The following is a 13405-nucleotide window of genomic DNA, read 5'->3' as shown; positions in this document are numbered from 1 at the left end:
CAATCGCACGGTTTTCAGTTTTGAGGCGTGCATGACGTACCTGCGGTTTGAAGAAGGTCGCCAGCTCCTGAAGCTCGCACTTTCCGCGCTATTGACATCGCTGCTGCTCACGTTTGGGTGGGCGGGCTCCTCGCATGCAGCTGAATTGCGCTTCAACCGGGCGTACGTTGGAACGTTGACTGGCCAAACGTTCGCTACGACCACTCTCTTGAACGCGGATCCCGGCTCGATCCGGTTTGCCGATGGGGGTACGCAACGTGCGTTCCAGAACACCAGCGGCACGCTGTACTATACCGTGAACGGCGTTCAGTACGCAGAAACCGGTGTGCTGAACTCTCGTTATCCGGGCGGCAACACGGTCATCGACGCGGTAGCGTTCACTGCAAACTCGGGCGGAGACCGACTGCTTGTCCTTGGCGGCAGCTACACCGCTAGCGCCAGTTATAATGGCAGCTCCAATTCGGTTGTCGCAAAGCTGAACGAGTATCTGGACGCCACCGCTCCGGACGCCGGCCAGACCACCCTCAGCGTGAACGGCGCTTCGTCGGCTACCGTCTCTGTCGGGCAAACGGCTACGATTCTGGTGACGGTGAAGCTGTCCAGCGGAGCTGGGCTGGCGGGTGCCAACGTCACCTTGAATGCGAATCCGTTGGCGAACACGGCCATCTCGCCAGCCTCTGCCGTAACAAACAGCAGCGGTCAGGCGACCTTCTCCGTCCAATCAAGTGCCGCGGGCAGCGTCACTTACAGCGCCACCGCGTCCGCAAACGGCTCCACCTTCACGAGCACCGCCACGGTGACCGTCGCGTCCGTGGGCGTGCGAAGCCCGGCACAGTCCAGCGCCGTAGTTCCAAATGGCAGCGCAGGTCTTCCCACCCTCGTCACCATCACTGTTCGAGACAGCAGCGGCAATCCAATCAGCGGTGCGGCAGCAGCATTGTCGGCGAGCATAGGAGGCAGCAACGCCGGCGCCTCGGTTTCAGCCATCACCGATCGTGGCGGCGGCAGTTACGGCTTCAGCTACACGCCCATGATCGCGGGTACCGACGCTGTGAGCATCAGGCTCGACGGCACCAATATCAGCGGCTCGCCCTACACGAGCCTCGTGGCCGCACCCACGCTGAGCTTCGCACCTGCACCTGGAGGCCTGCCCAACGGCACGGCCGGCACTGCGTATAGCCAGATCATCACGGTCACGGGCGGCACGGCTCCGTATAGCTTCACCGCAACGGGCCTGCCGACAGGCCTGACCCTCAACGCCGCGACGGGTACGATCAGCGGCACGCCGACGACCGCTGGCAGTTACACCGTGGCCGTCTCCGTGACGGACGGGCATGGCGCGACGGGGTCGGCGACCTACACCGTCGCGATCGGCATCCAGGCGCCAGTGGCGGGTGCCTCTGCCGTGACTGTGGCAGCGAACAGTAGCTCAACTACCGTGCCGCTGAGCCTCGCCGGCGGCGCCGCGACCAGCGTGGCCGTCGCGACAGCCCCTTCCCATGGAACGGCAACCGCTTCGGGCACCGCTATCAGCTACACGCCCAACGCTGGCTTCTCGGGAGGTGACAGCTTCACCTACACCGCCACGAACTCCGCCGGAACGAGCGCACCGGCAACGGTGACCGTCACGGTATCGGCACCCACGCTGGTATTCAGTCCCGCACCCGGCGGCTTGCCGAACGGCACCGTCGCCGCCGCCTATACTCAGACCTTCACGGTCACCGGCGGCACTGCCCCGTACAGCTTCAGCGCGACGGGGCTGCCCACAGGATTGACGCTCAACGCTACCACCGGCGCGATTATGGGCACCCCGACGACGCCAGGGAACTATACCATCGCGATCACCGCCACGGACACGTATGGTGCCGGCGGGTCCGCAACCTATGTCTTGAACATCGGTACCCAGGCGCCAGTGGCGGGATCTACGAGCCTCGCCGTCGTCGCGAATAGCGCTGCGACTGCCGTATCGCTCAGCCTCTCCGGCGGCACTGCCACCAGCGTTGCAGTCGCCGCGGCTCCCGCCCATGGTATTGCCACCGTGTCGGGCACGGCGATCAGCTATGCGCCAAACGCCGGCTTCTTCGGTAGTGACAGCTTCACCTACACGGCCTCGAACGCCGCTGGCACCAGTGCGCCTGCCACAGTGGCAGTGACGGTCTCTACGCCGACCCTAAGCTTCGCACCCGCACCTGGTGGGCTGCCCAACGGCACCGTCGGAACCGCCTACAATCAGACCGTCACGGTCACGGGCGGCACCTCTCCGTATAGCTTCACCGCGGCGGGGCTGCCCGCAGGCCTCACTATCAACGCCGCGACGGGCGTGATCAGCGGCGCGCCGACGATGGCCGGCAGCTACAACGTGACGATCTCCGTTACGGACGGGCATGGTACGACGGGGGCCGCGACTTACACGATCGCGATCGGCGTTCAGGCGCCCGTGGCCGGTGCCTCCACCGTCGCGGTTGCAGCGAACAGCAGCGCGACCGCCGTCCCGCTCAGTCTTGCTGGCGGCGCTACCACGAGCGTGGCAGTTGCAATCGCGCCTGCCCATGGCACTGCGAGCGTCACCGGTACCGCGATCAGCTATGCGCCCAATGCCGGGTTCTCCGGTACCGACAGCTTTACCTATACGGCCACCAACGCTGCCGGCACGAGTGCACCAGCAACCGTCACGGTGACGGTCTCATCACCTACCTTGGTGTTCAGCCCGGCACCGGGAGGCTTGCCGAATGGCACTGTGGGTGCGGCCTATACTCAGACCATCACCGCTTCCGGTGGCACGGCCCCGTACAGCTTCACCGCAACCGGACTGCCGGCAGGCTTGAGCCTCAACGCCACGACCGGCGCGATCACCGGCACGCCTGCGACGGAAGGCAGCTTTGAAGCCAGCGTAACGGCGACCGATGCCTACGGTGCAGTGCTCGCGCAACGCTACTCGATCGTAATTGCACCGCCGCCCCCGCCGGTGGCCGCCGACTCGACATCCGCAAGCGTTCCGGCGAACACCGAAACCAAAGCGGGCCAGAATGTCGCGATCAACCTGACCAGCCTGGTGTCCGGCGAGTACACCGAAATCCGAATCATGCGTCAGCCGCAGCACGGGTCGGTGGCAATCATCCGCACGGTTGCCATGCGGGCCAGCGGTACTCCGGGCATGATGGCGGCGCTTGCCGTGTTCGGCATGCTCGAACTGCCCAGCCAGGTAATCGCGATCTATACGCCCGATCCGAATTACCATGGCCCAGACAGCTTCCAGTTCGCTGCGGTGGGCCCCGGCGGCATATCGGCTCCGGCTTCGGTCGTCATCAACGTCGTTGGAAGGATCCCGACGGCGCAGGCGCTGACGGCGAACACGCTGGACGGGCAGCCGGTGCTGGTCGACCTTACTGCGGGTGCTACCGAGGGTCCGTTCGTCGAAGCCGCCATCATCAGCGTCTCGCCGGCCCAGCAGGCGACCGCCGAGATCGTGCTTGGCGGCAGCGGCACCAGCCGGAGTTTCAAGGTTCGTGTCACGCCCAAGGCGCGCTTCAGCGGTGCCGTCTTGGTTCAGTACACCCTCACCAACGCGTTCGGAACGTCCGCGCCGGCGATGGTGACGGTCAATGTCACCCGCCGACCCGATCCGTCTGCCGATCCGGTGGTACAGGCAATCAGCGACGGGCAAGCCGAAGCTGCGCGTCGCTTCTCTCAGGCGCAGGTCTCCAACTTCCTGCGGCGTGCCGAAACGCTGCACGGTGATTGCGGGCACTCCTTCAACGGCGTGCGCGTGGCTTCGCACGACGGCGCGCCGCCTGAAGCGAGGCCCCGTAGCGACGATCCAGTCGAGATGCGCCGCGGTGATCGTGCCGAGGGAGCGCAACAACAGCAGCGCGCCAACGCAAAGCATGGCGTGGAGACGGGTTGCCGCAGCGTGGCCGTCTGGAGCGGCGGTACGGTGGAACTGGGTACACGCGACGCCGCTACCGGCCGCGCGAAGATCACCGCTGCGACGAGCGGGCTCAGCGGCGGTGTCGATGCAAAGGTGAGCGACGGGCTGTACCTCGGCGCCGGTGCCGGTCTCAGCCGGGACATCAGCCGAATCAATGGAGGCAAGGGGCGCCTTTTCTCCAAGGGCACAACGATTGCGCTTTACGGCAGCGCCGCACCCGTGCCTGGGCTTTTTGTCGACGGCGTGGCCAGCACCAGTTGGATGACCTTCCGCACGCGCCGCACCGACGCGACGACGGGAGCGCTCGCTTCGGGTGAACGCTCGGGCCGCCTCACAAGCGTGGCGCTATCCATGGGAATTGACCGCGCGAGCGGGCCGTTGGGCTGGTCGATCTATGGGAGGGCGGCTACGAGCAACGGCAGGCTTCACGGCTATGTGGAGCAGGGCGCCGGCGTCTACGATCTCCGCTTCGACTCTCGTGCCATCCGCTCCACCACGGGAACGCTTGGTGTTCGCACGGCGCTTCGCCACGCCCTCCTTCCGGGCGGCTCGATGACGGTCAACCTGCGCGGCGAGTGGCAGCACGAGTTCCAGGGCGGGTCGCTGCAAGGGGTCGATTATGCCGACATCGTCGGCCCCTCCGCTTACCGGCTGCGTGCGCAAAACTGGGGGCGCGAACAGTTCGTGTTGGCTCCGGGCATTGATCTAGATCTGCCCGCGGATTGGCAGTTCTCGATCAATCTCGGCTTCCGCGGGGCAATGGACGAGAGGGCGATGTCCACGAGCGTTCGGGCGCGCAAGCAATTCTGATCCCAGCGCCGTGATCAGCAGCGTTCTAGAAAACCGTGAGGTCGAGGAAGATTCGATGACAGCGGGGGCGGAGAAACTCGGGCGTCGCAGGCTGAAGGCCGCCCACTGCGCGCCCACTTCCAGATGTTCAACAGGTTCCTCGGCCTACCCGAAAGCGGACGCGAGCGGGGCTTAGCATGGTGGGCGCTGCAGACATCTGGGCGTAGGCGAATTTACAGCCCAGATGGCAGAAAGGCCTCACGCCTCGGTGTCGTTCATAGACGGCACCAGTGAGGCAGTTGCCGACCAGAATGCGCCGTTCAGATTTTCTAAAATGAACGTCTGCTCGCGGCGGGAGCTGCCGATCAAGTTATTCGAAACTGCCAAGCCGGGGCGGGGCCGTCTGATGTGAAAGGCGCACGGATCGCGCTGTCGGACCCGTTTACTGGCTCGGCACGGGCTGCCCGACGACGAGATCTCGATACCGTCTGCTGCCGCTCAGCGAGAGCCCGCTATCTAATTCGACGAGGAAATCGCCGCTGCGGTCCGTCTCGATGCTACGGATTGCCGCACGTTGCACGAGGCGACTGCGGTGAATGCGGACGAAGGTTTCACCGAGTTCCTTCTCGACCCCACTCAAGGTTGCCCGGTGCGTCAGCGTTCTGCCATCCGCGTGCAGTTCGACATAGTTGCCTGCGGCCGAAACGTGCTCGATCGTGCTCACCGGCACGAGGAAGCGCTTCGACCCATCGTTCACGGTGAACATGGCCGGTGCGTGCGGCGGCGATGGCGCGATATCCTGCCCGCCAGGATTACGGACACGCTCGAGCAGCCATTGCGCCACCGCGGCCGTCCCCAGGAACTGGAGATAGGTCGCGGCGTCCTTCCGAAACTCATAGAGGTACGGATCGGCGAGGCTGCCCGCGAACGTGTAATGTTCGCCCATGGCAGCGTAGGCGACATGGCGGAGCCCGATCATCGCCGCGACATGCAACACGGACGCCAGCGGCAGGCCTGCGAGGGCAATCGCCAGGGCTATCCGCCAATCGGTCCGAGGCGGTCGAAACCGTGCAGCACTCCACCAGAGAAGCGGCGCCACCGCGAGCCATCCGGTCACGCTGGTAAGCTCCCAGGTCCAGATGTGCACGCGAGTCTCGTGGAGGCCTGCAGCAGCGAAATCGCTGATCATCGACTCTGCATTGCCGATCGTCACCGTCGCCAGGATCAGCAAAAAGCCGGCAGCCAAGATCGCGGCCAGTCTGCGCTGGCCGCCGTTCATCCCGCATACGCCGCCGCTCGTCCTCACGCCCGTCACGATGTCCCCGCTGCCCCGCGCTCTACCCCTCGGCGCTTATCAGAGGGGCTCCGGCGTCGCTAGCCAGCGGTGGATCACAAGCACAAAGGATAGTACGCTTATGCCGCAACGGCATTTTGGGATGGACTGGCTGCGCATCGGCGCGTTCCAGCTGCTCATTCTCTATCATGTCGGCATGGCGTTCGTGCCATGGGACTATCAGGTGAAGATGGTCACGCCGGGTCTCTCCTGGGCGACCATTCCAATGTTCCTGACCAACCCTTGGCGGCTTTCACTGCTGTTCGTGGTTTCGGGATACGCCAGTGCCGCGCTCCTGGTGAGGCAGGCTAAGGTATCGACGTTCTTGCGATCGCGCCTGCTCCGTCTCGCCGTCCCCCTGCTGTTCGGCATGGCCGTGGTGGTGGTGCCGCAGCCCTGGGTGTGGCTGGTGACGCATTTCGACTACCCGCACAGCTTCGGCTATTTCCTCGTCCACGACTATTATCGCTTTCATTCGATCGACGGCGTCGTGATGCCGACCTGGATGCACCTGTGGTTCGTTGCCTACCTGTTGGTCTACACCTTGCTTCTTTGCGGTTTGCTGCTGGTGATACCGATACGCTGGCGCCAGGCGAGCCTCGCCGCGGCAGAGCGGATCCTAGCCGGCCCGATGCTTCTCCCGATCGGGATCCTTTGGGTGTACGGAACGCGCAACTTACTCGGCGGTGGCTGGGAGGAGAGCCATGCGTTGGTCGGAGATTGGACCGCGCACGCCAATTACGTGCCCGCCTTCCTGTTCGGCCTCGCGCTACGATCCTCGGAGCCGCTCCGGAGTGCCATCAGCCACTGGTGGCCGGTGGCTGCCGGCGCAGCTGTCGGGGGATGGCTCATCCTGGCGGGTGTCGAACTCACCTGGCCTGGTGATACGGTCGCCCCGCACTGGGTGTGGCTGCCCTATGACGCGGCGCGAGCGGTAGAGTGCTGGTGCGCGATCGTGGCACTGATCGGCATCGCCGACCGGTATTGGAATGCCGATCACCGTTGGCGGCCCCTGTTGGCGGAGGCGGTGTTTCCCTTCTACATCATCCACCAGACGATCATCATCGTCGTCGGATATTGCCTGCTGGGCACAACCACGGGAGCGCTCAGCCGCTTTGCTATCTTGATCGCCGCCACCGCGGGCGGCTGCTGGATATTCTACCTCGTCGGCAGGAAGGTGCGATGGCTACGGCCCTTGATCGGCTTAACGCTGTTAGGCCGACGCGGGTGAGAGTATCCGCACCTCCGACCAACGCCGAAGCCTCATGAAGCAGGTGCGCGTGAAAGGAAGCTCCGAATGCGCAAGGTCACAGAGCGCCTGTTCGCGTCCGGAAGTGCTCTGGCGGCTCATGCTTGGCTCGATGGGACAATGAGATCGACCTGACCTTGGCCGTCCGCTCTTGGCAAAAGCCGTCCTTGGAAGAGCGAATGGGGAACGGCGGGTTTGTCCCATTTCCGGTCCCCCGCGGGAGCGATCGCGAACCATCTGCCTGCTGAATGGCTGAAGGGGATTGCATCTGCCCAGATTCCCCCTGCCCTCCCGCGTTCCGCCCGCTCACGCCAGGCAAGAGGCCCCTCCCCTGCCCTACCGTTCCGTGCCTCAGCGGATAGCTACAACCTTGACGTCGACAGCGTCCGCGACCCTCTTCCAGTTCTGGTCACTTGTCCAAGCTGGTAGGCCATCCCGCCTCGCCAGTGCGAGACAGAACCGATCACCCAAGCTCAAGCCCGCTTCCGCTGTGAGCCCACGAAGCCTGCCAGCTATTTGCGCGAGCGCCTTGTCGGCGGGAACGATGGTCATTGGGAGCGGGTCGAGCATGGCGTCAACCTCTCGCTCTGGCATGCCCGCATGGATGAAGTGAGTGACGACTTCAGCGTAGTTCACGCTGCTAACCCGGGCCTCGGCAATGGCGGCTGCAACCTTGGCAGCGCCACGCTCGCCTCGAAGCATGGCGATGATGGCACTTGCGTCGAGTACGATGCTCACTCCCCGCTCTCCTCCCGGCGCCGCGCTAGGAAAGCTTCCACTGACGCATCGGGATTGTCGCCGGTGTACCGCTTGGCCAAGGCTTGGGCTCGAGCCACAGCCTGGCTGGCGGTCCGCAACACGACGCCATCTTCGGTTTCGTCCAGATACACCGCTCCGCCGCCTGTAAGTCCCAAGCGCTTGCGAACGTCAGCTGGCAGGCTCATGCGCCCGTTAGCAGTTATGTTGATCTGCAGTGTCATAGGGCGCCTCGGAGGAAGATTGCCACGATCAACCTCACATAGGGAATTGCGGCTAAAGCGGCAAGGAACGTTGCTCGGTACACAAAATCTTTCCTGTGGCACAATCTGCTGACTTTGCCGGGATGCCCTCCGCTGCCCTGCTTGGCGGGTTGGCTCATCAAGCTCGCCGTCGTCGGCTGGTGCCGTTTGGGTATGCCTTTCGAGCACTGGGCTGGAGCCGGTGCTTCAAGCGTTTCGAAACCACTCAAAACAGACTAAGCCTTCGAGGACCAGGTATAGCAGACCACTTAGATCCGGATGGCGAGAGGTGTCGGGAAAAACATCGTAGTCGCCCGATCAACGCCAGCACCGCACCGACCACCCGCCCGGTCCAAGTCGGATGGGGCGGTCCGCCAAAGAGAGCGCGGCTGCTTGAAGGGACGTCGGGTATCAAGAGCTCTCCCGAGAGCGCAGGACGACCGCGGCGCAACCGTTTGGCCTGCAAAGGCATCAGGTTCAGACCCCAGGCGAATTCTCTGCAGCAATGTTCTGTAACAGTCGAAAATGCCCAGCATCGCTGCGGTTGCCACCCGATGCGCGACCACGCTACACCCCGGCCGATGGCCCGGCGCAATCCTCGTCGATGGATCGGAGAAGCGCCCGTCCTGCGCCGCCGAGGGCGCACGCCTGCCTGGGTGTCGCTCGGCTGGCGCATGGCGCTGGCGCTCGCGCTGATCGGGATCGCGCTTGCCGGCCACTGGATGGATCGCAACGGGTTGCGCGACATTACCGACGGCAAGGTCAGCTTCGTCGATGTGGTGTACTTCACCATGATCACGGTGACGACCGTGGGCTATGGCGACATTGTGCCGGTGACGGACCGAGCGCGCATGTTCGACACGTTCGTCGTCACCCCGGTGCGGCTGTTCGTCTGGCTAATTTTTCTCGGCACGGCTTATGATTTCGTGCTGCGGCGCGTGTGGGAGAAGTGGCGAATGCGAAGCCTGCAGCGGGATCTGAACGGCCATGTCATCGTCGCCGGCCATGGGACGAGCGGCACGGAAGCGGTGGTGGAGCTGCTCCGGCGGGGAAAGCCGCACGATGCCATCGTGGTAATCGATCCGCACGCCGATGCGGTGGCGCGCGCCGAAGTCGAAGGCGTGATGGTCTTCGAAGGCGATGCCAGCCGCAACGCCACGCTCGATGCCGTGAAGGTGGCAAAGGCAAGCGCCATGATCGTCGCGGCGGGCCGCGACGACACGTCCATCCTGATCGTGCTGACCGCCCGTCGTCTGGCCCCCACGCTTCCGATCAGCGTCGTCATCCGATCAGAGGACAATGAAGCGCTGGCCGCGCAAGCCGGCGCCACTACGGTCATCAATCCGGCGAGCTTCGCCGGATTGCTGCTGGCGGGATCGACGACCGGTCCGCACTTGGCCGAGTATATGATGGACCTGGCCGGGCTCCACGGCGCCGTTTCGCTCCGCGAACGTGCGGTGGCCGCGGGCGAGCTCGGGTCGCCGCTGTCCGCCATCACCACCGGCGCAGGTCTGCGCCTTTATCGCGGCGGCCAGCGCTACGGATTTTGGGAACCCGAGGCACGGTCGCTCCAGTCCGGTGACACGATCATCGAGGTCGTCCCTTCAGACGGAGCTTAAGCTGAGTGGCCTTCCATCTTCGCCCACTTCACTGGCATGCGCTAAACCGGGACTTCTGCCTGGATTTGCGCATTACTGCGGTTGCGACCCCCGAACAGGTGCGCGGCTATTTCTGTATAACGGTCGTAGCCGGTATGCTGATCGGTGCCGCATCGGTACTCTAGGGTTGGACCCATAAATGGGATTCCCTCGGCGGGAGAGATGTGTTTCACCCTACACATTGGTGTGGAGGGTGAGTTGCCGGGAGAGTTCTGGCTGAACGACGAGCAGTGGGATCGGCTGCGACCGCTGCTGCCAAACAAGCCGCGAGGTGTGCCGCGGTCGGACGACCGTGGGGTGATCAGTGGCATCGTCCATGTGCTGCAGGCAGGCTGCCGTTGGAAGGATGCGTCGAGCGCCTATGGTCGTACAAGACGCTGTATAATCGGGATAAGCGTTGGTCGGAAAAGGGTGTCTGGCAGGCGGTATTCGAAGCAATGGCCGCCGCAGGTGGGCCACCGGCTGAGGTTCTGATCGACAGCACGCATGTGAAGGCCCATCGGTCGGCAGCTGGCTGGAAAGGGGGGCGTACGCCCAGGCAATCGGCATCAGTCGACGCGGGCGCAACACGAAGATCTATGCATCGCCGACGCCCAAGGCAGCTCGCCTTCTTCCTGACGCCTGGCCAGGCGGCGGACTGTCGGGCAGCGGAGACGTTGCTCGACGGCCCGCCGGCCCGCTGTATCGTCCATGCCGACCGCGCCTATGACACCAACCGCATCCGCGACCTCATCGAGCGGCAGGGTGCTGTTCCCAGCATCCCGCCCAAGGCTAACCGACGCTGCAAAAACTGCTTCAGCCGCAGCCTCTAAAAGGGACGCAACGCCATCGAACGCATGTTCTGCTGCCCCAAGGACTGCCGACGCCTCGCCACGCGCTATGACCGCACCGCCGCCATCTTCCTCGGCAGCTTCCACCTCGCCGCCAGCGTCATGTGGTTTTTGTGAGTCCCAGCCCTAGGCCTCTTTGATGAGCGCCGCACTGAAGCGGCAATTCGTGGTAACGAGCCGGGGGCTTACTTCACCCGCTGGTGCGGGACGCCGCTTCGTTTGGTGACTGGTGCGTCTGCTGGTGGGCGGATTCAAGGCCGCAGGAACGAAGCCGCCAGTCTTTCGAGCGGCGGCTTCGTGTCTGGATTGATCAGGCGAAGCGGACGGTCGTGCTGCGACGACGGCGCAGCGCGCTGCCGGCAAGGCCGAAGCCGCCGATCAGCAACGCCCAGGATGCAGGTTCGGGAACGCCGGTCGGCACAGTGGAAGCCGACACCAGATTGTCGAACATCACTTCGTTATCAAAATCGTTCCACAAATTGGGTGCGTTATCCCAAACATTCTGGTCGGTAATTAGGAATACGCTGCCAGCACCGACATTCTGATAGGCCATCATCACGTTGCTCGGGTTAACTTCCCCCGTCATCAGGACCTGGGCGCTGCCCGAAACTACGATCGGCGCGAACGCGGCATATTGGTAGGTGGACACACCTGCGGTGAGTGGGTGGCTCTTGATCTGGAAATCAGCGACGCTGGCGGAGCGAAAGCCGGGATCGACCAACTGGTTGTTGATCGTCATCGACACGCCGAGATAGCTCAGTGCCGCATTGATACGGTTGTTCTGCGCAGGGGCGAAAGTTCCGTGTTCCCCCATGAACGCAATCCGCCCGCCGTCGGTAAGAAACCCTGCCATCGCGGCAAGTTCCGCCGACGTGTAGCTATCTGCAGGCTGGGTCACCCACAACAGGTTGATCCCGTTCAGGTTGTTCGCGTCTAGCTGGCCCGTCAGGATCGTCGAGGTGTGGCCGCCATAGCTGTTGTAGAAATTGTTGATCGTGGTTTTGCTGAAGCCGGCTAGCTCGTCGCCAAAAACGGCGACGGTTCCGGCGTGCGCAACGCCCGGTATCGCCGGAGTCGCCAAGGCGATCGCAAGCGATGCCATTTTCCATTTAAGCATATAGATAATCCCCTGGTTATCTTGAGAGCGAGTCGCGACCGCGATTTTCGCCCCTCTCGACTGCTGGGGGGGCTGGACAGATACTTTCCCACCCGATCGGAAAACCGTCAACACAAACGTTAGAAGTAACGTCACGAATTGTAAGCTTTTCCCCACCGAATTTTGCAAACTAATGTAGAGTCTGCTACAACTTAGCAAATCAATGAGGGGGAATCGTCTCATTTGGGGACGCGCCCGGCTACAACGGCGAATTAATCTCATCATATCGCACGAGACCCCTCCTCAAGAACTACCCAGGCGGCGCGGGATAAATTCGTTTTGGCGACTTAGGGCTGGGACTCACAAAAGCCACATGACGGTGGCGGCGAGATGGATGCTGCCGAGGAAGACGGCAGCGGTGCGGTCATAGCGCGTAGCGAGACGCCGGCAGTCCTTGAGGCGGCAGAACATGCGCTCGATGGCGTTGCGCTCCTTGTAGAGGCTGCGGCTGAAGCAGCTTTTCCAGCGCCGGTTGGCCTTGGGCGGGATGTTGGGGACAGCCCCCCCCTGTTGCTCGATCAAGTTGCGAATGCGGTTGGTGTCATAGGCGCGGTCGGCATGGACGATGCAGCGGGCCGGCAGGCCATACAGCAACGCCTCGGCTGCCCGGCAATCGGCGGCCTGACCCGGCGTCAGGTGGAAGGCAAGCGGCTTGCCTTCGGCGTCGGCGATGGCGTGGATCTTGGTGTTGCGCCCGCCGCGGCTGATGCCGCCCGCGCCCCCTTGAGAGACACCCGATTTTCTGAGCGCGGCATTCGCGAAGCCGAGTGCTATGATATCACAAGCCGGTACCCCACCCCAGGCTCATTGACGATCTTTCGGGGCCGGCTCGGATCGTCCTCCAGCTTCTGCCGAAGGCTGCGCACAGCGATGCGCAGATAATCGAGTTGTTGGACATGCGCCGGCCCCCAGACTTCGCGAAGCAGCTGGCCATGGGCGATGACCCGGTCCGGATGACCGGCGAGCAGCGCAAGCACGCCATACTCTTTCGGCGTGAGATGCACCGGCTCGCCAGCGCGACGAACCCGGCGGTGAAGGAGATCGATCTGCACCGTCCCGGCGATCACCTGCTCGCGCTCGACGTTACCCGCAAGGCGGTGGCGCAGCGCGGTGCGCAGCCGGGCAAGCAGTTCCTCGGTATCGAAAGGCTTGTTGCAATAGTCGTCGGCGCCAAGGTCCAGCGCGGCGACCTTCTCGCTCGTGTCAGTACGCGCGGAGACGACGATCACCGCGGCCCCGCCGGCCTTGGCCAGCTGGATCAGCTCGATCCCGTCACGGTCGGGCAGGCCGAGATCGAGCAACACCGCATCGGGTTTGTCAATTCCAAGAGCGGTAATGGCTTCGCGAGCCGTGGCCGCCTCGATCACCTGATGCTCTGCCCGGGCAAGTGCACCGCGCAGCAGCCGCCGGATATGGGTGTCGTCCTCGACGATCAGGACCTTGGTTGCGCTCGCCATATATCCG

General features: G+C 63.7%; 12 protein-coding genes. 6 read left to right on the top strand and 6 right to left on the bottom strand.

All coding sequences use genetic code 11. The features are described from left to right. Nucleotides 1-208: 208 nt before the first annotated feature. The gene (locus tag V7E00_RS17880; protein ID WP_333574006.1) at nt 209-4738 is read left to right on the top strand and encodes a putative Ig domain-containing protein; all 4530 of its coding nucleotides are present in this window, start codon (nt 209-211) and stop codon (nt 4736-4738) included. Between the two features lie 421 nt (nt 4739-5159). Here V7E00_RS17880 and V7E00_RS17875 read toward each other — a convergent pair whose 3' ends face one another. Beyond that, nucleotides 5160-5996 (bottom strand): LytTR family DNA-binding domain-containing protein, encoded by an 837-nt coding sequence (locus tag V7E00_RS17875; RefSeq protein WP_333574005.1) that lies wholly within the window; start codon nt 5994-5996, stop codon nt 5160-5162. A 157-nt stretch (nt 5997-6153) separates the two neighbouring features. Here V7E00_RS17875 and V7E00_RS17870 point away from each other — a divergent pair, with 157 nt between their 5' ends. Further along, the gene (locus V7E00_RS17870; protein ID WP_333574004.1) at nt 6154-7281 is read left to right on the top strand and encodes an acyltransferase family protein; all 1128 of its coding nucleotides are present in this window, start codon (nt 6154-6156) and stop codon (nt 7279-7281) included. Nucleotides 7282-7650: 369 nt separating this feature from the next. Here the strand turns inward: V7E00_RS17870 and V7E00_RS17865 are convergent, their stop codons facing one another. Both V7E00_RS17865 and V7E00_RS17860 read right to left on the bottom strand, forming a co-directional pair. Continuing rightward, nucleotides 7651-8037 (bottom strand): type II toxin-antitoxin system VapC family toxin, encoded by a 387-nt coding sequence (locus V7E00_RS17865; protein ID WP_333574003.1) that lies wholly within the window; start codon nt 8035-8037, stop codon nt 7651-7653. Continuing rightward, nucleotides 8034-8279: an AbrB/MazE/SpoVT family DNA-binding domain-containing protein gene (locus V7E00_RS17860; protein ID WP_333574002.1), complete on the bottom strand. Its 246-nt coding sequence runs from the start codon at nt 8277-8279 to the stop codon at nt 8034-8036. Before V7E00_RS17860 ends, V7E00_RS17865 begins: the two co-directional genes overlap by 4 nt. A gap of 599 nt (nt 8280-8878) precedes the next feature. On the opposite strand from V7E00_RS17860, the gene V7E00_RS17855 reads away from it, so the two are divergent. The 4 genes from V7E00_RS17855 to V7E00_RS20115 all read left to right on the top strand — a co-directional run bounded on the left by V7E00_RS17855 (nt 8879) and on the right by V7E00_RS20115 (nt 10902). Next, nucleotides 8879-9916 (top strand): potassium channel family protein, encoded by a 1038-nt coding sequence (locus V7E00_RS17855; protein ID WP_333574001.1) that lies wholly within the window; start codon nt 8879-8881, stop codon nt 9914-9916. A gap of 201 nt (nt 9917-10117) precedes the next feature. Further along, nucleotides 10118-10429, top strand: coding sequence for a transposase (locus tag V7E00_RS20125; RefSeq protein WP_443019219.1), 312 nt, complete (start codon nt 10118-10120; stop codon nt 10427-10429). After that, nucleotides 10393-10767, top strand: a complete 375-nt coding sequence (locus V7E00_RS20120; RefSeq protein ID WP_443019218.1) for a transposase — start codon at nt 10393-10395, stop codon at nt 10765-10767. The genes V7E00_RS20125 and V7E00_RS20120 overlap by 37 nt, the downstream gene beginning before the upstream one ends. A 24-nt stretch (nt 10768-10791) precedes the next feature. Further along, nucleotides 10792-10902 carry a hypothetical protein gene (locus tag V7E00_RS20115; RefSeq protein WP_443019217.1) on the top strand — a complete coding sequence of 37 codons (111 nt, stop codon included), beginning with the start codon at nt 10792-10794 and terminating at the stop codon, nt 10900-10902. A 193-nt stretch (nt 10903-11095) separates the two neighbouring features. Here V7E00_RS20115 and V7E00_RS17845 read toward each other — a convergent pair whose 3' ends face one another. The 3 genes from V7E00_RS17845 to V7E00_RS17835 form a co-directional block, all read right to left on the bottom strand. Beyond that, nucleotides 11096-11887: a PEPxxWA-CTERM sorting domain-containing protein gene (locus V7E00_RS17845; protein ID WP_333574000.1), complete on the bottom strand. Its 792-nt coding sequence runs from the start codon at nt 11885-11887 to the stop codon at nt 11096-11098. A gap of 354 nt (nt 11888-12241) precedes the next feature. Next, nucleotides 12242-12715 (bottom strand): IS5 family transposase, encoded by a 474-nt coding sequence (locus V7E00_RS17840; protein ID WP_443019222.1) that lies wholly within the window; start codon nt 12713-12715, stop codon nt 12242-12244. Beyond that, nucleotides 12712-13398, bottom strand: coding sequence for a response regulator (locus tag V7E00_RS17835; RefSeq protein ID WP_333573999.1), 687 nt, complete (start codon nt 13396-13398; stop codon nt 12712-12714). The genes V7E00_RS17840 and V7E00_RS17835 overlap by 4 nt, the downstream gene beginning before the upstream one ends. Between the last annotated feature and the right edge of the window lie 7 nt (nt 13399-13405).

The sequence above is a fragment of the Sphingomonas sp. genome, from assembly GCF_036731925.1.
Taxonomy (GTDB): Bacteria; Pseudomonadota; Alphaproteobacteria; order Sphingomonadales; family Sphingomonadaceae; genus Sphingomonas.
The sequence above is the reverse complement of the archived record's forward strand: the minus strand, read 5'-3'. Positions and strand labels throughout refer to the sequence as shown.

Bases quoted from the DNA above. Each gene is read 5' to 3' on its own strand.
- V7E00_RS17875 (WP_333574005.1), bottom strand. From the start codon at position 5,996: ATGAACGGCGGCCAGCGCAGACTGGCCGCGATCTTGGCTGCCGGCTTT.
- V7E00_RS17870 (WP_333574004.1), top strand. From the start codon at position 6,154: ATGGACTGGCTGCGCATCGGCGCGTTCCAGCTGCTCATTCTCTATCAT.
- V7E00_RS17860 (WP_333574002.1), bottom strand. From the start codon at position 8,279: ATGACACTGCAGATCAACATAACTGCTAACGGGCGCATGAGCCTGCCA.
- V7E00_RS17855 (WP_333574001.1), top strand. From the start codon at position 8,879: ATGGCCCGGCGCAATCCTCGTCGATGGATCGGAGAAGCGCCCGTCCTG.
- V7E00_RS20125 (WP_443019219.1), top strand. From the start codon at position 10,118: ATGTGTTTCACCCTACACATTGGTGTGGAGGGTGAGTTGCCGGGAGAG.
- V7E00_RS20120 (WP_443019218.1), top strand. From the start codon at position 10,393: ATGGCCGCCGCAGGTGGGCCACCGGCTGAGGTTCTGATCGACAGCACG.
- V7E00_RS20115 (WP_443019217.1), top strand. From the start codon at position 10,792: ATGTTCTGCTGCCCCAAGGACTGCCGACGCCTCGCCACGCGCTATGAC.
- V7E00_RS17845 (WP_333574000.1), bottom strand. From the start codon at position 11,887: ATGGCATCGCTTGCGATCGCCTTGGCGACTCCGGCGATACCGGGCGTT.
- V7E00_RS17835 (WP_333573999.1), bottom strand. From the start codon at position 13,398: ATGGCGAGCGCAACCAAGGTCCTGATCGTCGAGGACGACACCCATATC.